This is a genomic window from Campylobacter concisus (genome assembly GCF_003048905.1).
GTDB lineage: Bacteria > Campylobacterota > Campylobacteria > Campylobacterales > Campylobacteraceae > Campylobacter_A > Campylobacter_A concisus_V.
Map to the genome: position 1 here is coordinate 51,019 of NZ_PIRO01000003.1, position 21,645 is coordinate 72,663.

Genomic DNA, 21,645 nt, shown 5'->3' on the forward strand with positions numbered 1-21,645 from the left:
ATGGATTTTAAGGCATTACTTCATCAAATAAGTCAAATTTATCAAAAGCTTTCACTAAAACAAAAGATCGTCGCAGCTAGCTCGATCGTCTTGGTCGTGGCATTTTTGGTATTTTTAACACTTTATAAAAGCAAAAATGAAAATTTTGCAGGCTACAGCGTCCTTTTTGAAAATATTAGCCCAAATGATTCTGCCTTAATACTTGATCAGCTAAACAAAGATGGCATTAAATATAAATTAGCAAACGAAGGCACTATCCTTGTACCAACGAGTGATGTTTATAAAGAGCGCATCGCTGTTGCAACGCTTGGAATACCAAAAGAGAGCAAAATCGGCTTTGAAATTTTTGATAAGCAAGAATTTGGTGCGACTGATGCCGAGCAGAGAGTAAAATTTCAAAGAGCGCTTGAGGGCGAGCTAGCTAGAACGATCGAGAGTCTCTCTTCTATCCAAAAAGCAACCGTAAGAATAGCCATACCAAAAGAGAGTGTTTTTACTGAGCGTCAAGCACTTCCAACAGCGTCTATCGTTGTTGAGCTAAAGCCAGGCGTTAGCCTAAACGCAAAGCAAATTTTTGGTATTAAAAACCTTGTCGCTGCCTCTGTTACAAACTTAAGCACAGAAAATGTAAGGATCGTCAATCAAGATGGCGTCGCACTTGGCGATGAAGACGGTGAGTTTGATAGTGATGCTATAGCTCAGCAGATCCGCTATAAGCGCGAGTTTGAAAATAATTACGAGCAAAAGATCGTAAATGTGCTAGCTCCTATCGTGGGCGGTGCGGACAAGGTCGTAGCAAAGGTAAATATCGACTTTGACTTTGATAAAAAAGATACAAAAAGCGAGGTTTATGACCCAAATAACGTCGTAAGAAGCGAAAGCAATATCGAGGAAAAGCGCCAAGGCTCAGCACCAAATGAAGTTGGTGGCGTCCCAGGTGCAGTTAGCAACATTGGCCCTGTCCAAGGCCTTGATGATAGCACTTTAAAAGAGCAGTACAACAAAAGCTCACAGCAGACAAACTATGAAATTTCAAAGAAAGTAACAAGCATTAAAGGACAGTTTGCTAGCATAAATAGAGTGAGTGCAGCTGTCGTTATAGACGGGCTTTATCAGAGTAAAAAAGATAGCGACGGCAAGCCAACTGGCGAGCTTGAATTTGCCCCACTTACCAAAGAGCAAAGAGAGTCAATCACAAATTTAATCAAACAATCAATCGGCTATAACCAAAATAGAGGCGATGAAGTAAGCTTAGATAACTTTGAGTTTAAAACCGGTAAAGATATAAGCACTAGCGAGAAGATGGATGGCTTTGTGAATAACTATGTAGTGCCATTTATGCCGCTACTAAAATATATTTTTGCAGCATTGTTGCTCTACATCTTCTACAAAAAAGTCATTGTGCCATTTATGCAAAAGATGCTTGAAGAGACAAAAGAAGAAGAGGAGCAAGTTCAAGATGGCCTTGAAGATATTGAGGTAGATGCTGAAGATACGCTTGAGAAATTTAAAGCTGCTCGCAAAAAGGTCGAAGAGCAACTAGGACTTAGTGGCGAGTTTAATGAAGATGAACTAAAATATGATGTTTTACTTGAGAAAATGAGAGCGGTCATCACAGAAAGAAATGAAGAGATAGCAATGCTACTTCAAGATATGGTAAAAAATGACAGCGACTTTAATATGCGTAAGGAAATTTGATGTCAATAAAGCTAAATGATAAGCAAAAAATGATTTATGACGATCTATCGATGCCTGAAAAGATTGCTATTTTGCTGATCCAGCTTGGCGAAGAGGCAACTGCTCTTATATTTTCTCACATGGATGTTGATGTCATCACTGAAATTTCAGGCTATATCGCAACCGCAAAAAACATAGACAAACAAGTCGCAAGTGCCGTACTAGAAGAATTTTACGCGCTAATGCAGTCAAATCAATATATGAGAAGTGGTGGTTTAGAGTACGCAAAAGAAATTCTTTACCGCACATTTGGTCCAGAGGCTGCTCAGAAAATTTTAGACAAGCTTGCAAAAAGCATGGAAAACTCAAAAAGCTTTGGCTATCTTGATAAGATAAAACCACAACAGCTTGCAGACTTTATCATAAAAGAGCACCCTCAAACCATAGCGCTAATACTAGCTCACATGGACTCAACAAGTGCTGCTGAAACGCTTAGCTTTTTCTCAGATGAGTTAAGAAGCGAAGTCGTTATTAGAATGGCAAATCTTGGTGATATTAGCCCATCGGTAATTAAGCGTGTTTCAACCGTACTTGAGGGTAAACTCGAAAGTCTTACATCTTATAAAGTCGAAGTTGGCGGTCCAAGAGCTGTGGCAGAAGTGCTTAATAGACTTGGGCAAAAAGCTAGTAAAAGCACGATTGAGCGTATTGAGCAAAGCGATGATAAGCTTGCAACAACGATTAAAGAGCTTATGTTTACATTTGAAGATATTATCAACCTTAACGCAACTGCGATTAGAGAAATTCTTAAAAATGTCGACAAAAAAGACCTTATGGTCGCATTTAAGGGCTCAAGCGACGGCATAAAGGATAAATTTTTATCAAATATGTCTCAGCGTGCAGCAGAAGCTTTTAAAGAGGAGATGCAATATCTTGGTGCGGTGCGTGTAAAAGATGTTGAAGAGGCTCAAAGACGCATAGTAGAGACAGTGCAAACTCTAGCTGATCAAGGTGTATTCCAAGTCGGCGAAGCAGATGAGATGATAGAATGAAAAGCAGCGTAATAACCAGTGAGACTTCTCCGGCTCACTTTATAGAAAATTATAGATTTAAGGTGCTTGGAGTCGGAGAGCGAGCCACAGATAGTGCTCCTGTATTGATAGAAGAAAATAATCTTAGTGAAGAGCTAAGCGAGCAAAATTTTGGGCAAAAGGGTGAAAATTTCATTCCTCAAGCTAGCCACCAAACGCAGACAAACTCACAAAACCACTTTGCTCCTCAGGCTCAAAGTCCACAAATACAGCAAGCAGGCGAGTCGAGCTTTGTCGAAGAACTGCTTAAAAAAACAGATGAGCTAAGCAGCAACATCATCAAACTTCAAATGCAAATAGAAAATCAAGAGAGTGAATTTGCTAAGCGCCTTGAGGTTGAAATTTCTCGTGCAAAAGAGGATGGTAAAAATGAAGGTATCGCCCAAGCAAATGCGGCAAATGAAGCAAGGATAAATGAGCTTGAGGCTAGATTTAGCGCTTCGGCTGCAAAGCTAGATGAGCAGTACGTTAAATTTGATGAGTTTTTAAAGAAGATCGAAGAAGAGCTTGGGCAAACTGCTATAAAAATCGCAAAAGAAGTAATCGATAAAGAAATTTCAACCTCTTCAAATCAGATCGCTCATCATCTAGCAAGCTCTCTTATAAAAGAGCTAAGTAATGTTAAAAATATAGAAATTCGCGTAAATCCTGAGGATAGCGAATATATAAAAGAGCAATTTAGCAAGAATGAACACGTCAAAATAAGCGCTGATGATGCTATAAGTAAAGGTGGTGTGGTTATTATAAGTGATGGTGGCAATATCGATGCGACTATGCAAACAAGGCTAGAAAAACTAAAAATGCTGGTAAATAATGAATAAAGACGTTAAAAGTTTAGATGTTGATGAACTAAACGCACTTTGTCATGACATCAGGGATAAAATTTTAGCCACTGTTAGCAAAAATGGCGGTCATCTTAGCTCAAACATCGGTGCAGTCGAGATCATTGTAGCGATGCATAAAATTTTTGATGTGACAAAAGACCCATTTATTTACGATGTAAGCCACCAAAGCTACGCACACAAACTACTAACTGGACGCTGGGAGAGCTTTGATACGCTTAGAAAATTTAATGGTATCAGCGGCTATACAAAGCCAAGCGAGAGTAAATTTGACTACTTTGTAGCAGGGCATAGCTCGACATCCATATCGCTAGCAGTTGGTGCTGCAAAGGCGATAAAACTTAAAAACGAAGATCGTATCCCAGTGGCTGTCATAGGCGATGGCTCACTAAGTGGTGGCATGGCGTACGAGGCGCTAAATGAGCTAGGGGACAGAAAATATCCTTGCGTCATCATCCTAAACGACAACGAGATGAGTATAAGCAAGCCTATAGGCGCGCTTAGCAAGTACCTAAGCCAGATGATGGCGGGTCAGTTTTATCAAAAATTTAAGGGTAGGGTTGAGAAATTTCTAAGCTATATGCCAGATTCAGCTGCATACATGGCTAGACGTATCGAAGAGGGCATTAGACTCATCACTCCTGGCATGTTTTTCGAAGAGCTTGGACTCGAGTATATAGGCCCAGTTGATGGACATGACCTTTCAGCGCTTCTTAGTACATTTGAAACTGCCAAAAATATGAAAAAACCAGTCATAGTGCATGTACAGACGCTAAAGGGCAAAGGATATGAATTTGCTGAGGGGTGCTATGAGAATTGGCACGGAGTTGGGCCATTTGATCTAAAAAGTGGCGAATTTATAAAAAGACAGTCAAACAAGTCAGCCACTGCAATCTTTAGTGAACAGCTTTTAAAAATGGCAAGAGAGCATAGCGATATCGTTGGTGTGACGGCTGCGATGCCAACAGGCACTGGCATGGACGCACTTATACAAGAATTCCCGGATCGTTTTTGGGACGTAGCGATAGCTGAGCAGCACGCAGTTACCTCTATGTCAGCCATGGCAAAAGAGGGTTTTAAGCCATTTGTTGCGATATACTCGACATTTATGCAAAGAGCCTATGATCAAGTCATTCACGATGCTTCTATTTTAAATTTAAACATCACCTTTGCGATGGATAGAGCGGGTATTGTTGGCGAAGATGGCGAAACGCATCAGGGTGCGTTTGATATTAGCTTTTTAAACGCTGTGCCAAACATGGTTCTTTTTGCCCCAAGATGCGAAGAGAGTATGAAAAATGTTATGGAATTTGCCTACTCTTACAAGGGTGTTAGCGCATTTAGATATCCGCGCGGAGCGTTTATCTTAAGAGATGAGTTTGAAGCTCAGCCACTTGAGTTTGGCAAGGGTGAAATTTTAGCTGATGCAAATAGTGATATTGTATTTTTAGGCTACGGTAACGGCGTTGGCAAGGCAAATTTGGTCAGAAATTTACTAACTGGCAAGCTTGATGTGATATTGGTTGATCTTGTCTTTGCAAAGCCGCTTGATAGTGGGCTTTTATTAGATCTTGCAAAACGCACTAAAAAGTGGTACATCTTTAGCGATAGTGCTAAAAGAGGCGGTATTGGTGAGATAGTAAGTGCATTTTTACAAGAAAATAAAATTTCAAATATAAGTGTCATTAGCTTTGAGTATGAAGATAAATTTATCCCCCATGGTTCAACTGCTGAGGTTGAAAAGCATCTTGGTATAAGTGCTGAGCAGATTACCAAAAATTTACTAGAGAATAATTAATATCATTTAATAAAGTAACGTTTAATATTATTTTTGCTAGCATAAGCCAAAATAAAAACAAGGAAAAGCATTATGCAATACGTATCATTATTAAAGCAATCTGGGCTAAAAGTCACGCCACAACGCCTTAGCGTTTTAAGAATTCTTGATCGCCACACGCATCCAACGATTGATGAGCTTTATGATGAAATTTTAAAGGAGAGCCCATCGGTTTCTCTAGCAACGGTTTATAAAAATTTAAATACTTTAAAAGACGAAGGTCTCGTAGTTGAAGTAAATATCGTCAATCAAAAGGCTAGATACGATATCTACGAATATCCACATATTCATGTTGTCTGTGAAAGCTGTGGAAGCGTCGAGGACGTGAGCTACGATGATGCTGAGCTTGGCAAATATCAAGAGGCACTAGAAAAGAAGATCGGAAATATAATAGAGCGTCTAAATATCGTAGCTAGTGTAAAAAGCTGTAAACACTGTAAATAAAATTTATGTTGCTATTTAGCAACATAAATTCCATCTTTTTCTTATAAAAATACTTTTAAAATAAGCCTAAATTTAGCATTCTTCTCATTGTTTTAAGCACTAACTTGCTAAAATGAACAAAAAATTTTGGAGAAAAATGTGAGTTTGGAGATAGAGCGTAAATTTTTACTCAAAAATTCTCAAATTCTAGATTTTTTAAAAGAAGCTAGAGTAGTCTTTAAGCATCTTGAAATTTCTCAATTTTATACCAAGATAACGCAAAATGAAGAGGTCCGCTTTCGAAGTGAAGAGGATAAATTTATAAAAACTGTAAAGATTGGCAAAGATCTAATCAGAGAAGAAAATGAAGAATTTTGTGAAAAAGCGGAGTTTAAAAAGGCTCTTAAAAACCGCATCGGTAGCGTCATCTTAAAAGATAGATACACTTTTAAACTAAATAACAATCCTTGCAATATTGATATTTTTAAAAATGAACTAAACGGGCTTTGTACATTTGAGATCGAATTTAGCGATGAAAATGAAGCCGTCTTTTTCAAGCTGCCACCATTTTTAGAAAATTTTTGCCTAAGTGACGTAACTTGCGATAAAAGATATAAAAACAAATTTCTTGCCATCCATGCTAATGAAAATGAACAAATCGACTACAAAAGAGCCTATAAGATCATAAAAGAAAAAGAAATTCTGCCAAATTTTGCTGTAAATCTAAAAAGCGGAGAGGCATTAAGAGTCCTTTTTGTTAGTATTTTTAAAGTAATAAAAAGGCTAAAAAGCCAGTATTTGATAGACAAAGATGAAGAAGTTTTGCATGAGCTTCGCGTAAATTTAAGAAAGGTTAGATCGATCCTTAAAATTTTTAGTGGCGTTTTTGATGAGAAAGTGACACTTTTTTTTGGTGAGAATTTTAAAATGCTTGCAAACTCGACAAACAAAAAGCGAGATTTGGATGTATTTTTAAGTTTTTTAAACGAGCAAAAACATGCAAATGAGCCTATATATTTTGTAAAAAAGGCTCTAGATTTAGAGTATGAAAATGTAAAAAGCTACCTTGGTGACGAAGAAAACTACGCATTTTTAAAAGAGTGGGAGATATTTTTAAACGAGGGTGAATTTTATAAGTCAAAACTCTTTGATGTAAGCCTTTCGCGCCTTGGTTCGTTTAAGCTTAGAACGCTTTTGGTTTTAGCTCAAAAAAAGCTAAAAAGTCTTAATCAAGACTGCCCAAATGAGAGCTTTCATGATCTTAGGATAGAGCTTAAAAAGATGAGATACACATACGAGTTTTTATGTGAAATTTTCTATTTTGAAGGGCTTAAAAAGTATGAAGAGAAGCTAAAACAGATGCAAGAAATTTTTGGTGATCTTCAGGACTATGACGTCTGGCTCGGCATCCTTAAAAGGCTTCCAGAAATGCCAGATAAAGAGAGGCTCGAGAGTAAAATTTACAAGCAAATTTATAAAAGTAGAGAAGAGATACTAAAAAAGCGTCTTAAATTTATAAAAGCAACTCGCAAAATTTCAAGAAATTTAAAAATTTACTACATATAAAAGGGCAAATTTATGCAAAAACAAGAAAAAATCGTTGATATGTTTAACCAGATCGCTCCGACTTATGACGTCGCAAACAGAGTGCTAAGTCTTGGTGTGGACGTGAGTTGGAGGAAATTTGCCTGCAGATATATGCTAGAAATTTTTAAAAATGAAAGCATAAATATCGTAGATGTAGCTTGTGGCACTGGCGATATGATGGGGCTCTGGAGCGAAATTTCAAAAGAATTTGGCGTTGAGGTAAAAAGCCTTACTGGCATCGATCCATCAAGCGGCATGCTAAAAGAGGCTAGGGCGAAATTTCCAAATTTTAAATTTATAGAGGCCTACGCTGGCAACACGACGCTTGCAAGTGGAGAGGCTCAAATTTTAAGCATAAGCTATGGCATTAGAAATGTGGTCGAGCGAAAGGCGGCACTTAGGGAGTTTAATAGAGTGCTTGCGCTAAATGGTTATGTGGTCGTACTTGAATTTACAAAACGCCAGAAAAAAGGCCTTATAACCTCGCTAAGAGATTTTTACTTAAGTAAAATTTTGCCAAGTATCGGGGGCTTTATCTCAAAAAATAAAGAGGCATACGAATATCTGCCAAGTTCGATCGAAAATTTCTTGGACGCAAAGAGTTTTTGTGATGAACTTATAGAGGCTGGCTTTGAGATAGAGCTTTGTAAGGGCTTTAGTATGGACATCTCGACGCTATTTATCGCTAAAAAGGTAAGAGAGATCAATGCTTAGTGTTTCTGAGCTAAACGAAAAAGCAAAGGCGTTGCTTGAAGCAACACTTGACTACGTCGAGGTAAGCGGAGAAATTTCGCGCCTTACTAAGCACGCCTCTGGGCACTGGTACTTCACGCTAAAGGATGAAAAGTCTAGCATCTCAGCTGTGATGTACCGCATGAATAACCAAAAGGTCAAATTCCTGCCAAAAGAGGGACTAAAGGTCAAAATTTATGGCAAAGTGACCATTTATTCGCCAAGTGGGTCGTATCAGCTAGTGGCTAGTGCGATGCTGCCTGATGGTGAGGGCGAGCTTGAGCTTGCGTTTAGGCAGCTTAAAGAAAAGCTCGAAAGCGAGGGGCTTTTTGACATCAGCGCAAAAAAAGAGATACCAAATTTACCTAAGAAAATAGCCCTTGTCACAAGCGCTACTTCAGCTGCGCTTCAGGATATGCTAAAGGTGGTAAGAAGCCGCTGGAGGCTAAGTGAAATTTATATATTTGACGCGCTAACACAGGGCGAAAATGCCCCAAGCTCGCTTATAAAAGCTTTGCGCAGAGCCGATAAATACGGCGTTGATGTGATCGTTTTGGCTCGCGGAGGCGGCAGCAAAGAGGATCTTTGGTGCTTTAACGACGAGGGCCTAGCACGTGAAATTTACGCTACAAAAACGCCAGTCATAAGCGCTATCGGGCATGAGATTGACTACGTCATAAGTGACTTTGTAGCAGACCGTAGGTCGCTTACTCCAAGTGCTGCTATGCTCGATCTTTTGCCTGATGAAGAGGCGTTTTTCCAGTATCTTGACAGGCTTAGCGACGATCTTGATAGCGCTTTAAGCTTAAAGATCACCAAAAAGCAAAATTTGTTAAATGTCCTTCTTTCTAAATTTTCATCAAATGCTCTAGAAGCTAGGATTGAGCTAAAATTTAGCGAGGTGGCAAACAAACAAAACGCCATAACAAACGCCGTGCAAAGAAAGATCTTGCTTTTTGGCTCAGCTCTTGGCTCGCTAGAGAAGGCTTATGAGATGAGAGAGCTCTTTTTTGAGAGCACGAAGGGGCTTATTGAGGTTAGAAAAGATGGCAAGAGGATTGATCTTAGGGATTTAAAAATAGACGATGAGATAGAGCTTGTCTCGCAAAATACACATAAAAAAGCAATTATTAAGGAGTAAAAATGAGCAGAAAAATCAACTTTAGCGCAGGTCCAAGCGCGATACCTTTAGATGTTTTAGGGCATGCAAAGGCTGAATTTACCGACTACAGAGGTGAAGGCTACTCGATCATGGAGATCAGCCACAGAAGTAAGACCTTTGAGGAGATCCACTTTGGCGCGATGGATAAGATAAGAAAGCTTTACGGCATCGGTGATGAGTATGAAATTTTATTTCTTCAAGGCGGCGCACACTTGCAATTTGGCATGATACCGATGAATTTATATCAAGGTGGCAGGGCTGAATACGCAAACACCGGCGTTTGGACAAACAAAGCGATCAAAGAGGCAAAAGTGCTTGGCGTAAATGTAGATATCGTAGCAAGCAGCGAGGATGAAAATTTCTCTTACATCCCTGAGTTTAAATTTAGCGATGACGCCGATTACGCCTACATCTGCTCAAACAACACGATTTACGGCACGCAATATAAGGCTATGCCAAAGACCAAATCGCCCCTTGTTGTCGATGCTTCGAGCGACTTTTTTGCTAGACCGCTTGATTTTAGCAGTATCGGTTTGCTTTACGGTGGCGCTCAGAAAAATGCGGGCCCAAGCGGCGTGACTATCGTCATTTTAAGAAAAGACCTAGTTGATCGTGTGAGCAGCCAAAACGTCCCTATGTTTTTGCGCTACAAAACGCACGTAGAGGCAAACTCACTTTACAACACACCGCCAACTTTTGGAATTTATCTTTTAAATTTAACCATGCAGCACCTACTAGACCTTGGCGGACTTGCCGAGGTTGAGAAGATAAATGCAAAAAAAGCAAGCACGCTTTATAGCATCATAGATAGCTCAAATGGCTTTTACATGGGACATGCCAAAAAATCAAGCAGGTCAGACATGAACGTGAGCTTTACGATACCAAAAGATCATGCACTTGAGCCAGTTTTTGTAGAAGAAGCGCTAAAAGAGGGCATGCTAGGGCTAAAAGGTCACAGACATCTTGGCGGCATAAGAGCCTCTATCTACAACGCCGTTAGCCAAAGCGACGTTGAGAAACTTGGCGAGTTCATGAGAGAATTTGAAAGAAAACATAGCTGATGAATAAAACAAAGAAAGCTTATGATGAAATTCCTTATTTCTCGGCTGCATTTAGCGACTGCTCGCCAGTTAGGATAGAAGCGGTTGCTAAATTTCTGGGGCTTAAAGCAGCTAGCCTAAAAGAGGCTAGAGTGCTTGAGCTTGGCTCATCATATGGCGGTAATATCTTGCCATTTGCCATTTCGCATAAAAGCGCAAAAGTCGTTGGTATCGACATCTCAAGCCATCAAGTGACTGAAGGTAACAAGGTGGCCAAGCAGATAGGTTTAGAAAATTTTACTCTGCTTGAGCGAAATTTTTTGCACATGAACGAAAGCGATATAAAAGAGCTTGGGAAATTTGACTATATTATCGCTCATGGCGTTTATAGCTGGGTGAGCCCAAATGTAAGAGATGCGCTGCTTGCTACGATAAAGGCGCTACTTAGCGAGGATGGCATCGCTTATGTTTCGTATAATACCTATCCTGGCTGGAAGAGCCTTGATATTTTAAGAGATTTTATGCTTTTTGTTAGCTCAGGCAATGACAGCAAAGAAGCACTTGCTTATGTGAAATATGAGTTAAATTTCTTGCAGGATTATTTGAAATTTAGCTTACAAAACCAAAGTGATGTCGTATACAAAGATAGCATGAAGCTTCTTCTAACGCAGCTAAATTTCTTACAAGGCATCATCGCAAAGGGTAATGATTATTATATATTGCATGATTTTTTAGAGGCTAGCAACGAGCCAATCTACTTTCATAAATTTGCTAAGCATATCGACAAACACGGACTTTGCTACGTTATAGATGCTTCGCTAAATGACATCTTCGCAAGCTCGACTGGGATTTACCGCTTTGACGCACATATCGAGCAAAATTACAACTCTCGCATTAAAAAAGAGCAACTAAACGACTTTTTGTTTAATAGATCATTTAGAAAAAGTCTCATCGCTCACAAAGAGAGGCTTGGCGGTGCTGAGGACTTTGACGCGGTGCTTGGAGAGAGCGAGCTTGATAAGATTTATTTTGCATATTTTAGCGAGCGGCCAAGGACAAAAACGCAAGAAATTTTAAGCAAAGCCTATCCACAAAGCCTAAATTTAAGCGAAGTAAAAACGGCACTTGACGAGAATGCAAACGAAGCTTTTGTGGGACTGCTTGAAATTTTAAACGATCAAAACACTAAAATTTCTTCTTCAAAACTTGCAGCACTTACCTATGAGCCTGATAAAACCAAACTAAAGCTTAGAGCTGCTGCGTATCTTGAGTATTTTTTAAATGCTAGCTCACCAGTTATCTCTTTGGCAAATGAGCTAAATGGCAAGCTAAGCTTAAGCTATGAAGAGATTAAAGCTGCCTTGAAATTTGATGGTAAAGCTAGCTTAGAAGATATCGCAAAGAGCGTAAATTTAAGCAAAGATGAACTAGATAAGCTTGCTTTTAAATTAAGCGAAGCCTATTTTTTTGAAGAAATTTAAGACTAGCTAGCCTAGCCTTAAATTTTTGATTTAGCCAAATATCATATCTTTTAAGATCAGAATTATCATTGCTATGTAAAAGAGCAAAAACCACTTTTTAAGTGCTTTTTTATCCATAGCTTGTGTCTTTTTGGTGCCAAAGTATGCGCCTATTAGCGAGCCAAGCCCTAGGAATGTACCCTCCAAATAAGAGATGTGGCCGTTTAAAGATAGTGAGATAAAGCCTGAAATGGCTGCGAACATCACAAAAAACACTCCCATTGAAACGGCTTTTTTCATATCATAGCGCAAAAAGCCAACTAAAATAGGAGCTATAAAAACCCCACCGCCTATGCCTATACTAATGGCAAGTGCACCTATACAAAAACCAACTAGAAATAGTAAAAATACGGAGTTGTTCGCATTTGTACCGTCGCTATTTGGTGTGAAGTATAGTTTTATGAGTGAAAAGATAAAAGTTGCAAGCAAGAGTAGTTCGAGTAAGAGCTCGGGCGTGTGAGATACGATTATGCCACTAAAGCTAGCTCCGACCAATCCTCCAAGACCTAAAAATACGCCGCGGTTTAGTTTTAAAAGTCCAGCTTTGTAGTTTAGATACGAGCCAAAAGTCGCACTAAATATCATTTGCATAACGCTTATGCCAATAGCAGTTTTTATGTCATATCCAAAGGCGACCATTATAGGAACAACGACTGTGCCACCACCGATGCCAAAAAAGCCAGCGATGTATCCAACACCGATACCGATTATAAAAAGTTCAACAAAAAGCATAAATTTCCTTTTACGAGTGCCAAATTTTAGCCAAGCGGTGTTAAAAAAATAGTAAAAAGGTGAAATTTGGGCATAAATTTAGAAATTTGATAAAAATTTTAAAAACTAAAAGCGAACTTTTTTTATAATCATCAAAAATTTAAAGGAAAAAAATGCTCTTAGAACAACCACTGTTTTATTATGAAGTGATTAGAGAAAAATTTAAAAATAGCTACCTAGCTGAGGATAATACGCAAACGATTATAGGCATTGATTGCGATTATATCTATGAAAAGGATATGGATTTTTATGGGCTTAGAAGTTATTTTGATACAAATCGTAATAAATCTTTAGCTTCGTTTGCGGGACTTTTTGGTGTTTTTGCATATGACGGCGTGAGATACTTTGAGTATATCGGTGATGAGAAAGCTAAAAAGTATGAATTTCCAAAATTTATCTATGCCGATGCGAAGGCCTATCTACACTTTGACAAGATGAGTAAAATTTATACATTTTATGGAGATAAGAATAAATATTATGACTTTTTGCTTGATGCGAAAGTTGAATACAAAAGTAAAGAGCAGAGTAAATTTAGTATAAAAACTGATCTTGGTAAAGAAAAGAAACACTTTGAGGATATGGTTGAGTTAGCAAAAGAGTATATAAGAAGTGGCGATGTCTTTCAGGTTGTGCTTGGCGAGTTACTTGAAATTTCAACGAATATGAGTAGTCTAGACTTTTATAAAAAGCTCTCACTTGCAAATCCAAGCCCATATATGTTTCATTTTCCTACACCTTATGGCGATGTGGTTGGCTCTTCGCCAGAGCTTGTTTTTGAGATGAAAAGTGAGCAAATTTTTGTAGCTCCGATCGCAGGCACAAGGCCTAGAGGAAGCGATGCAAATGCAGATGCAGCACTTGAAAATGAGCTTTTAAGTGATGAAAAGGAGCTGGCTGAGCACAAGATGCTAATCGATCTTGCTAGAAATGACATCGGCAGGGTTTCGGAACCAAAAAGTGTAGCTGTAAGAAATGCGATGCATATCCAAAAATATGAAAAAGTAATTCATATCGTAAGCGATGTCTATGGCAAGTGCGCCAAAGGGCTTGATCTTTTTGACGTCTTAGCTAGTATTTTCCCAGCTGGCACATTAAGTGGAGCCCCAAAAATAAGAGCTATGCAGATAATCAATGAGCTTGAAATTTCTGAGCGAAATATCTATGGCGGCGGCATTGGATTTTTACATTTTAATGGCGATGCTCAGGTTGCTATTCTTATTCGATCAGCCATCTTTGTATCAGGTGAAAATGGATTTAGTGATGTATTTGTGGGGACTGGAGCTGGTATAGTTTATGACTCAAAAAGCGAAAGAGAATACGCTGAAATTTGCCATAAACGAGCAAGCGTGCTAAATGTATTTAAAAATAACGCAAAAGAGTTTTAGGCGTTAAACTTAATAAATTCATAAGAGCTTTTAGCGTAGCTAGTGCCCATAGAATCGATTTGCTCCCTTACGGTAGTTGAAAGCTCTGCTTTTGTGATATTTTTGGCTAGCACTTTTATAAAAGGAAATTCACTTCTTTCTTGTGCGCCAAATACAAGCACTCTTGTATCAACCTTTTGGCTTTGTCTTATCTTATCAACAACTCTTGTTAGCTCTTCGTAGTTGAAGCCTTTTACGTTTTCATCTATAAGAACGATACCGTAAGTTTTGGTTTTTATCTTTGTTAATAGCTCATCAAAGCTATTTATGGTTTCAAGTGTGTTGTAAAATTCTCCTAAAGCTGAGCTAAATATTTTATTTTCCATTGGCGATTTCTTAAATAAAATAATATTTTCGCTTTTTGCTAGATAGCTTTCGTCTATTGCAATCTCGCCAAAATTTAGCAAAAATTTTCTAAAAATTTGAGCCAGTTCGTCGCTATTTATTGGCGTTTTTATATAGGCATTGAAGTATTCTTTGACGCTGTCTCCATCTATATTTGAAGTATTTGAAAGCATTAGTATAATTGGAATTTTCGCATTTTGTATGGCTGTTTTTATAAGATCAAGATTTTTTTGAAGGCTATTTTTTTCAGCTTCGAAAAATTTTGAGCCAACAAATATAAGGTCAAAATCGCCTTGCTTTATGGCTTGTTTTAGATCTTTTTTATTACAAACTCCCACAACTTCGCAGTTAAATTTACTAAAGCCACTTGCTGTTATATCTATGTAAATTTCGTTAGTATCGCAGATTAAAATTTTTGGTTTATCGTTTAAATTTTTATTCATAATATCAGCTTCACCTAAGCAAAGTAGCCTTGTAATGCTTAACGGAGTTAGTGGATCTTTTAAAATGAGCGGATTTTTAATATCTTGGCCTTGCTTATTGGTGTTTCTTAAAAATATAGCATCATAATTTTTTGTAATAGATGGACTAGTGCTTGTTAGCATATCCACTTTGAGTCCAAGGTCTTTTGTGGTCTGCTCAAAAGCTTCGTTGTAAGCGACATTTACATCTTGCAAGAATGCTAATTTATGATTGCATTTTATATCAAAGTCTTTATAGTTTGATGTTGTTTTAAAAATGACTACAAATTTAAACTCATTGCCAATACTTGGAAACGAGTTAATCTCCAGTTTGCTTTCTAAATTTTTTAAATAAATTTGAGCGATTTTTAGATAAAACTCGCTCTCATCATTATTTAAGCTATTCTCATCATCTGAAAATATATCTGAAATTTGCTTTTCGCTCATGGCAGCTGAGCTATTTTTTATGCTAAAGCTTACAGAACAAAGTCCGCTTCTATCAAACTCTTTTTGAATTTTTTTGATAGCGATGATAATGTTTTGATGTCTTAAAGACATTGATAAAGATGCCAAAAAGATAGAGTTAAATGCGGTTTTTAGTGAATTTAGATTTCCTTCTAGTTCATTTGTAAGGCTTGGATCAAGATAGCTTATAAAATTTATCTTTTTGCTTTGTGAATAGACGATATTTGCTTGCAAAATTTCTTCAAAGCTTTTTTGAGGATCAAATATCTCGGTTTTATTGCATTCGCTATATTTTTTAACATTTGAGATATTTTTAGCATTGTTATAAAGCGAAGTCATGATATTTGCATTTTTTTCTATCGTGTCTATAAATACTTGCTTTTTGCTATTATTTGTTTCTATTTTTAAAGCCGCGGTCGATGTAAAAATTTCTTTATTGATAGACTCTAGCTTCTTGCTCACTGATAAAATATATCTATCTTTTATCTGAAAAAAGCTGCTATCTTTTATATAGGTTTCTTTTAGATCTTCATAAGTTTTTATGAGCTTTGATATCGCATTATCCGCACTTGTCTCTTTTGATGATAGGATATAACTCGATATGTATTTTGACTTATCGATAAGTACCTTTAAAAATTTCAACCTAGCAGAAATACCAAGCAAAGACAAAATGAGCAAGCCACAAAGCAAAAACTCAAAAAAGGTCTTTATGCCAAAGCTTATTTTCTCGCTCTTGGTAAGTTCTAACAGCTCATTTTTTATGTTTATGGCACTATCTAATAAAAGTATAAATTTATCATCTTCATACTGTTTGATTAAGATAATATCTTCGATATTTAGTTTTTCAGAAAATGCGATCTTGGCTTTAGCTTCTCTTATTTTTTTAGCTTGATAGTTGGCTTCAAACTGATTAAAGTCTTTGTAAATATTCTCTTTTAGCTCACTTTTTGGAAGCATATCAAGATTTGGCGTGTTGTCCTTTACGGAATATATATTTTCTCTCACATCATTGTTTATTGAAAATAAAGGACCATTTATAAAGATATTTTTTACGTAGTATTTAGTATTGTTTGCTAAAGAGAGTTGATTATAAATTTTACTTAAAGTTGCGGCATAGGCTTTTATTATAAGCGGAAAGTCTCGGTCTAAATCTTGTTTAAAATCGCTATCTATTTCTCCATTTATATTTTGGAAAAATTCGTAAAATAGTTCATCAAATTTATCATTTTGATTTATATTTGCTAGCAATTCTTTTAATTTATTTACATTTCGTATCTCAGTGCGATCGTCTTTTCTTATAGAATTTATAAATTTTTGTGTATTTTTTAAAGTGTTATCCCGCAACTTTTTTATATCTTCTTGGCTTTTGCCTATTAGCGTATCGTGCTCTTGTATTACAGATCTTATAGTTTGAAATACTAAGGATTGTTTATATAGTTTTTCATTTAGATCTTTTAGATCTGTAAATTTTTTATAGCTTTCATTTCCGCTATATGCGAAAAAGATCGCTGAAATTATTATTGGCGCTAACAATATATAAAATTTACTATTTTTCATGGATACTCTTTTTGCTATATTTTTTGACTATCTTTTCTATCTCAATTAGTCTTTTGGTAAAAAGAGACATCTCTTTCATTTTTCCATTTTGATTGTTATCTAAAAAAGCGTTAAGCTCATTTGCAAGGTTATTAAGCTTTAAATTTAATGCAGCTTCCCTTATCTCATCTACGTATTTTCTGAGCATTATCTCGTCTTTTGCGATTATGGCTGATTGGATTTGGATAAGAATTTCTCTTGCGTTATGCAAAAAGATATTTAAGTAGGACGCAAAATCTTTTTTATTTAAATTTAGTATTTTAAGTGATGTTTCAAACCAAGAATCATCGATAAGTGATTGTGTCTGTGTGTCAAAAAGATACCATGCGTTTAGTTTAAAAACAGGCAGTCTTAATGTAGGTTTTACTTTTACTGCTGCTATTAGATTTTGGTTGTTTATTATGTCTTGCTTCTCTAAAAGAACGATAAAAAATTTTTCACCATTTTTTAAAATGGCATTTTGCAATCTCGCTTCTAGCAAGATCGCACCACCATCTTTTCTTTTTAAATTTACTCTAGCGCTATTATCTTTCGTATTTTGTAAAAATTCCAAGAAGCTGTAGTTTGTACTTTCCTGGCTTGTTATGACTAGCTCGCTTATATCTTTGTATTGCAACGAAAAATCATCTAAACTATCAAAACCCAATAGCTCAAGTGAATCTTGCGTTATCGCAGATATTTTTAAATTTTCATCATATATTATCACTTCAAATTTCCTTCTTTGAGTACTGCAAGCTTTTCTGCTACGCTTTTATTTGTTATTTTTGCCACTTCTTCTAAATTTGCTTCGCTGATTTTATCAAAACTTCCGTAAAAGCTGATTAATTTTGCGATGCTTCCCTCTGATACGCCAGCTTGTCTTAGCGCTGATCTTTGCATATCGTTTTTCTGCCTTGTTTTTCTGTGAAAGCTGATGACAAATCTATGGCTCTCGTCACGCATTTTTTGGAAAAACTGCAGCTTTTTATCGCTCGTGCTTAGGCTAAAGCTGCCATTTTTTGTGTAAATTTTATCCTTTGCCTCACCTTTTGCACGGTGAGCTTTGGCATCGATCTTCTCTTTTGAAATGGCTATCACATCGACATTTGAGCCACTACTTGCTAAAATTTCACAGGCTAAGTTTAAAAGCACTTCGCCTCCGTCAATAACCCAAAGATCAGGCGGACTAAGCTTGTCAAATCTAAGTGCTCTAGCTGTTAGGCTCTCTTTCATCTGATCGTAGTCGTTTTTAGAGCTTAGGTGCATGTGGCGGTAGTTTTGCTTCGCCCACTCGCCGTGTTCATAGCGCACCATCGCTCCAACGCTAGCCTCACCAAAAAGGTGTGAGTTGTCGTAAGCCTCGACCACGTAAGGCGTGTGAGCTAGGTCAAAGTACTCTTTTATTTCGTTTAGTAGCTCGTTATCGTGTGTTTTTAGGTATTTTTCGATGCTAACTTCAGCGTTTTTGGTAGCGATCTCACAAATTTTACGCTTATCTCCTATTTTTGGGCAAGTGATGCTAAATTTACGTCCAAATCTCTTGTTTAAAATTTCCTCCACCAGCTCACTATCTTCAAAGCTCTCATGCACATAAATTTTGGTGCTAATTGTCGGCTGTCCAGCTATGAAGCTTTTTAAAATAGCCTGCTTATAAGCTTCGTTTATCTCGTCTTTTTGAGCGTTTTTGGCCTGCGTGATGTCAGTTTTTACGCCAGTTATCTTGCCACTTTGCACGCTAAATCTCACCGCACAGATCATATCGTGCACGCAAGCGACCGAGTAGGCCTCAAAGTCCTCAAGTTTAGCAAGATCAACTTCAACCTTAGTTTGCATATTTTTAAGTGTTTGTATCTTATCTCTAGTCGCGGCTGCTTGCTCGTAGTCTTCAGCTTTGGCGTAGTTTAGCATGAGCTCTTCAAGGCGAGTGATGAGCAAATTTGGATTTTGTAAGGCCGTGATAGCTTCGTTTACGATCTTAGCGTAGCTCTCTTTTGAAATTTTGCCCTCACACGGGGCATAGCAGCGTTTTAGCTGATAAAAAAGGCAGGCTTTTTTGCCTTTGATGCAGGACTTTTTCTGAACGAGATTAAAATTTATATAAAGTGCCTCAAGTAGCTCGCTAGCTCCGCTAAAATATGGCCCAAAATAGCGGATATTCGAGCCTTTTATCACTTTTCTAGTGATCTCAAATCTTGGAAAATCATCATTTAAATTTATAAAAATATAAGGATAAGTCTTGTCGTCACGAAGCAAGATGTTGTACTTTGGTTTTAGCTGCTTGATGAAAGAATTTTCAAGTATGAGCGCGTCTGCTTCGCTTGGCGTGACGATGTATTCAAGATGCACAGCTTCACTTATCATCTTTGAAATTCTTGGGCTTAGTTTTTCAGCCGGAGCTAGGCTTGGAGTAAATTTAAAGTAGCTTTTGACCCTGTTTTTTAAAATTTTGGCCTTGCCGACATATAAAAGTCTATTTTGTGCGTCAAAATACTGATATACGCCAGGCTCGTTTGGAAGCGTTTTTATCTCGTCTATTAGCATCTTGCCTGCTCATTTTTCTTTAGCAAAATTTCTCTTAGTTCTTCAAATTTTTGGTGTATTTGCTCGTCTTTTGCTAAATTTTTAAACTCGCCTTTACTAGCTGGTGCATAAAAGATGGCACTTTGCTCTTTTTGATTAAAAAATTTTAAAAATTTGCTCACGACAAATCTTATATTTTCTTCTTTTTTGTTTTTTGTATAGTTGATTTCGTTAATAGTTTTTGGAGTAAGAATGTTGTTAAAAACGCTATTTTTATTAAAATTGCAAAAGGTTTTTAATAACCTTTTTATATCATTTATACTACTATCACGCCTAAGCTCTAAAAGCCCAGTGGGATGAGTAAGAACAAAGGTCAAAACACCTTCTCTAACGTAGCAAAAAGCTATATAAAATCGTTTTGCTTTCCCTATAAGCTCTAAAAGCTGTTGGCACTCATTTGCCATACTTAATTTTTCTTTATACAAAGGATTTTCGTGAATAGTATTTATCAAAAATTTAGCGTTTTTCATGGGCTTATCTTATCATTTTTTATTTTAATTTTTACTCTTTTTGCATTTAGTGGTTGTGGCTATAAAGATGATCCATTTTATGGAGACGCTCCAGTAAAAGAGAAGAAAACTGACAAGATAAATAAAATTTAGTAAATTTTTGTAGCTAAATAAAAATGTAATATAAGCTTAATAATTTTAACTAACCTAATTTTTAGGCTCATTTAAGTAATATACCAAGATTTTTTATTTTACAAGGAGAGTATAATGAGGTTTTTTGGACTTCTAGGCTTGTTTTTCGCGATGGCTTTTGGTGCTGATGGAGAAACCGCAGCTATTGACTTAACCACTACATGGGCAGGAATTTTATCGCTTATAATTTTTGTTGTCGGATATTTTTTCATAGCAGCGGAAGAAAATTTCCACATTGACAAGGCAAAACCTGCTATCTTTATCGGTACGTTCATGTTCCTACTTATTGGTATTTATATGCTTATAAATGGCATGGATGTGCATTCGCTTGAGAATGAGGTAAATCACCTGATTTTAGAGATCGCTCAGATAGTATTTTTCTTGATGGTGGCGATGACATTTATCGAAGCACTTATAGAAAGAGACGTATTTAACGCACTTAAATATAATCTCGTATCAAAAGGCTATACTTATAGAAAGCTGTTTTGGCTAACTGGTATTTTGGCATTTTTTATAAGCCCAGTAGCTGATAACCTAACAACAGCGCTTATTCTTTCAACCGTTCTTCTAACAATAGATAGAAATAATACAAATTTTCTAGTGGCTGGTGCGATAAACATCGTCGTTGCAGCAAATGCAGGTGGAGCATGGAGTCCATTTGGTGATATTACTACGCTTATGGCTTGGGCTGCTGGAAAAGCACCATTCGTCGACTTTTTCGCACTTTTTCCAGCATCTATCGTAGGTTGGTTTGTAACGGCATTTTTACTTTCTCGCGTGGTGCCAAGTACTGCACCGCATTTTGACGTAGCAAACGAGCCAAAAGTGGTTATGAAAAAGGGTGGCAAAGCGGTTATTTTTATAGGTGCATTTACTATCTTTTGTGCAGTTATGATGCATCAGCTTTTCCACTTGCCAGCGATGTGGGGAATGATGTTTGGTTTCTCACTACTTAGTCTTTATACTTACTATTTCAAAAAAGCTCACAAAAATGAAGAGCCAATGCATGTATTTCACTATATGTCAAAGATCGAAAACAACACACTATTTTTCTTCTTTGGAATTTTAGCTGCGGTTGGCGCTCTTCATTTTGCTGGATTTTTAAATTACGCTGTGTCACTTTATGATAAATTTGGCTCAACTGCTGTAAATATTGGCGTTGGATTCCTTTCAGCGATCGTTGATAACGTCCCTGTTATGTCAGCTGTTTTGAAAGCAAATCCAGCAATGGGAGCTGATGCAGGGGAGGCAATGAGTCAGTGGCTATTAGTGACACTAACTGCTGGTATTGGCGGTTCGATGATCAGCTTTGGTTCAGCAGCTGGTGTTGGAGTAATGGGTAAATTAAAAGGAATTTATACCTTTGGCGCACATATGAAATACGCTTGGATGGTGGTTCTAGGATATATCGTATCAATCATTGTTTGGTATGTGCAGTTTGAAATTTTTCATATCTATTTTTAAAAGGTTAT

General features: G+C 37.1%; 18 protein-coding genes. 13 read left to right on the top strand and 5 right to left on the bottom strand.

Going from position 1 to position 21,645, the window contains the following annotated elements; all coding sequences use genetic code 11:
• The 10 genes from fliF to CVS95_RS07480 all read left to right on the top strand — a co-directional run bounded on the left by fliF (position 1) and on the right by CVS95_RS07480 (position 11,872).
• Complete coding sequence (gene fliF, locus CVS95_RS07435; RefSeq protein WP_107696139.1) at positions 1-1,698, top strand: flagellar basal-body MS-ring/collar protein FliF; 1,698 nt, start codon at positions 1-3, stop codon at positions 1,696-1,698.
• Complete coding sequence (fliG, locus tag CVS95_RS07440) at positions 1,698-2,729, top strand: flagellar motor switch protein FliG (RefSeq protein WP_021091747.1); 1,032 nt, start codon at positions 1,698-1,700, stop codon at positions 2,727-2,729. The genes fliF and fliG overlap by 1 nt, the downstream gene beginning before the upstream one ends.
• A complete protein-coding gene (gene fliH / locus CVS95_RS07445) occupies positions 2,726-3,589 on the top strand; it encodes a flagellar assembly protein FliH (RefSeq protein ID WP_107696140.1) in 864 nt (287 codons plus the stop codon). The genes fliG and fliH overlap by 4 nt, the downstream gene beginning before the upstream one ends.
• On the top strand, positions 3,582-5,408 hold the full coding sequence (gene dxs / locus CVS95_RS07450; RefSeq protein ID WP_107696141.1) for a 1-deoxy-D-xylulose-5-phosphate synthase: 1,827 nt from the start codon (positions 3,582-3,584) through the stop codon (positions 5,406-5,408). The genes fliH and dxs overlap by 8 nt, the downstream gene beginning before the upstream one ends.
• Before the next feature lie 72 nt (positions 5,409-5,480).
• Positions 5,481-5,891: a Fur family transcriptional regulator gene (locus CVS95_RS07455; RefSeq protein ID WP_054197019.1), complete on the top strand. Its 411-nt coding sequence runs from the start codon at positions 5,481-5,483 to the stop codon at positions 5,889-5,891.
• A gap of 138 nt (positions 5,892-6,029) precedes the next feature.
• Entirely contained in the window at positions 6,030-7,436 is a 1,407-nt protein-coding gene (locus CVS95_RS07460) for a CHAD domain-containing protein (RefSeq protein ID WP_234400046.1), read from the top strand.
• 12 nt (positions 7,437-7,448) lie between these two features.
• Positions 7,449-8,171 carry a bifunctional demethylmenaquinone methyltransferase/2-methoxy-6-polyprenyl-1,4-benzoquinol methylase UbiE gene (gene ubiE / locus CVS95_RS07465; protein WP_107696142.1) on the top strand — a complete coding sequence of 241 codons (723 nt, stop codon included), beginning with the start codon at positions 7,449-7,451 and terminating at the stop codon, positions 8,169-8,171.
• Positions 8,164-9,330: an exodeoxyribonuclease VII large subunit gene (gene xseA / locus CVS95_RS07470; protein ID WP_107696143.1), complete on the top strand. Its 1,167-nt coding sequence runs from the start codon at positions 8,164-8,166 to the stop codon at positions 9,328-9,330. Before ubiE ends, xseA begins: the two co-directional genes overlap by 8 nt.
• Before the next feature lie 2 nt (positions 9,331-9,332).
• On the top strand, positions 9,333-10,412 hold the full coding sequence (gene serC / locus CVS95_RS07475; protein ID WP_107696144.1) for a phosphoserine transaminase: 1,080 nt from the start codon (positions 9,333-9,335) through the stop codon (positions 10,410-10,412).
• Positions 10,412-11,872: a class I SAM-dependent methyltransferase gene (locus CVS95_RS07480; protein ID WP_107696145.1), complete on the top strand. Its 1,461-nt coding sequence runs from the start codon at positions 10,412-10,414 to the stop codon at positions 11,870-11,872. The genes serC and CVS95_RS07480 overlap by 1 nt, the downstream gene beginning before the upstream one ends.
• A 30-nt stretch (positions 11,873-11,902) precedes the next feature.
• On the opposite strand, the gene CVS95_RS07485 is transcribed toward CVS95_RS07480, so the two are convergent.
• Positions 11,903-12,643 carry a sulfite exporter TauE/SafE family protein gene (locus CVS95_RS07485; protein ID WP_103560421.1) on the bottom strand — a complete coding sequence of 247 codons (741 nt, stop codon included), beginning with the start codon at positions 12,641-12,643 and terminating at the stop codon, positions 11,903-11,905.
• 152 nt (positions 12,644-12,795) lie between these two features.
• Here CVS95_RS07485 and CVS95_RS07490 point away from each other — a divergent pair, with 152 nt between their 5' ends.
• On the top strand, positions 12,796-14,067 hold the full coding sequence (locus tag CVS95_RS07490) for an anthranilate synthase component I family protein (protein ID WP_107696146.1): 1,272 nt from the start codon (positions 12,796-12,798) through the stop codon (positions 14,065-14,067).
• Here CVS95_RS07490 and CVS95_RS07495 read toward each other — a convergent pair.
• The 4 genes from CVS95_RS07495 to CVS95_RS07510 are packed head-to-tail and all read right to left on the bottom strand — an operon-like array spanning position 14,064 to position 19,957.
• Positions 14,064-16,934 carry a response regulator gene (locus CVS95_RS07495; RefSeq protein ID WP_107696147.1) on the bottom strand — a complete coding sequence of 957 codons (2,871 nt, stop codon included), beginning with the start codon at positions 16,932-16,934 and terminating at the stop codon, positions 14,064-14,066. The two genes, CVS95_RS07490 and CVS95_RS07495, sit on opposite strands and share 4 nt — an antisense overlap.
• Complete coding sequence (locus tag CVS95_RS07500) at positions 16,924-17,679, bottom strand: hypothetical protein (protein WP_107696148.1); 756 nt, start codon at positions 17,677-17,679, stop codon at positions 16,924-16,926. Before CVS95_RS07500 ends, CVS95_RS07495 begins: the two co-directional genes overlap by 11 nt.
• A complete protein-coding gene (gene uvrC / locus CVS95_RS07505) occupies positions 17,676-19,493 on the bottom strand; it encodes an excinuclease ABC subunit UvrC (RefSeq protein WP_107696149.1) in 1,818 nt (605 codons plus the stop codon). The genes CVS95_RS07500 and uvrC overlap by 4 nt, the downstream gene beginning before the upstream one ends.
• Positions 19,487-19,957 (bottom strand): hypothetical protein, encoded by a 471-nt coding sequence (locus CVS95_RS07510; RefSeq protein ID WP_199906348.1) that lies wholly within the window; start codon positions 19,955-19,957, stop codon positions 19,487-19,489. The genes uvrC and CVS95_RS07510 overlap by 7 nt, the downstream gene beginning before the upstream one ends.
• 9 nt (positions 19,958-19,966) lie before the next feature.
• Between CVS95_RS07510 and CVS95_RS09660 the strand changes: the two genes are divergently transcribed.
• Both CVS95_RS09660 and nhaD read left to right on the top strand, forming a co-directional pair.
• Entirely contained in the window at positions 19,967-20,134 is a 168-nt protein-coding gene (locus CVS95_RS09660; RefSeq protein WP_194168551.1) for a hypothetical protein, read from the top strand.
• A 114-nt stretch (positions 20,135-20,248) separates the two neighbouring features.
• Positions 20,249-21,637, top strand: a complete 1,389-nt coding sequence (gene nhaD, locus CVS95_RS07515) for a sodium:proton antiporter NhaD (RefSeq protein WP_107696150.1) — start codon at positions 20,249-20,251, stop codon at positions 21,635-21,637.
• The last annotated feature ends 8 nt before the right edge of the window (positions 21,638-21,645 follow it).

Coding starts and splice junctions, on each gene's coding strand:
- CVS95_RS07490 (WP_107696146.1), top strand. CDS start 12,796: ATGCTCTTAGAACAACCACTGTTTTATTATGAAGTGATTAGAGAAAAA.
- ubiE (WP_107696142.1), top strand. CDS start 7,449: ATGCAAAAACAAGAAAAAATCGTTGATATGTTTAACCAGATCGCTCCG.
- CVS95_RS07480 (WP_107696145.1), top strand. CDS start 10,412: ATGAATAAAACAAAGAAAGCTTATGATGAAATTCCTTATTTCTCGGCT.
- serC (WP_107696144.1), top strand. CDS start 9,333: ATGAGCAGAAAAATCAACTTTAGCGCAGGTCCAAGCGCGATACCTTTA.
- dxs (WP_107696141.1), top strand. CDS start 3,582: ATGAATAAAGACGTTAAAAGTTTAGATGTTGATGAACTAAACGCACTT.
- fliG (WP_021091747.1), top strand. CDS start 1,698: ATGTCAATAAAGCTAAATGATAAGCAAAAAATGATTTATGACGATCTA.
- nhaD (WP_107696150.1), top strand. CDS start 20,249: ATGAGGTTTTTTGGACTTCTAGGCTTGTTTTTCGCGATGGCTTTTGGT.
- xseA (WP_107696143.1), top strand. CDS start 8,164: ATGCTTAGTGTTTCTGAGCTAAACGAAAAAGCAAAGGCGTTGCTTGAA.
- CVS95_RS07485 (WP_103560421.1), bottom strand. CDS start 12,643: ATGCTTTTTGTTGAACTTTTTATAATCGGTATCGGTGTTGGATACATC.
- fliF (WP_107696139.1), top strand. CDS start 1: ATGGATTTTAAGGCATTACTTCATCAAATAAGTCAAATTTATCAAAAG.
- uvrC (WP_107696149.1), bottom strand. CDS start 19,493: ATGCTAATAGACGAGATAAAAACGCTTCCAAACGAGCCTGGCGTATAT.
- fliH (WP_107696140.1), top strand. CDS start 2,726: ATGAAAAGCAGCGTAATAACCAGTGAGACTTCTCCGGCTCACTTTATA.
- CVS95_RS07495 (WP_107696147.1), bottom strand. CDS start 16,934: ATGAAAAATAGTAAATTTTATATATTGTTAGCGCCAATAATAATTTCA.
- CVS95_RS07455 (WP_054197019.1), top strand. CDS start 5,481: ATGCAATACGTATCATTATTAAAGCAATCTGGGCTAAAAGTCACGCCA.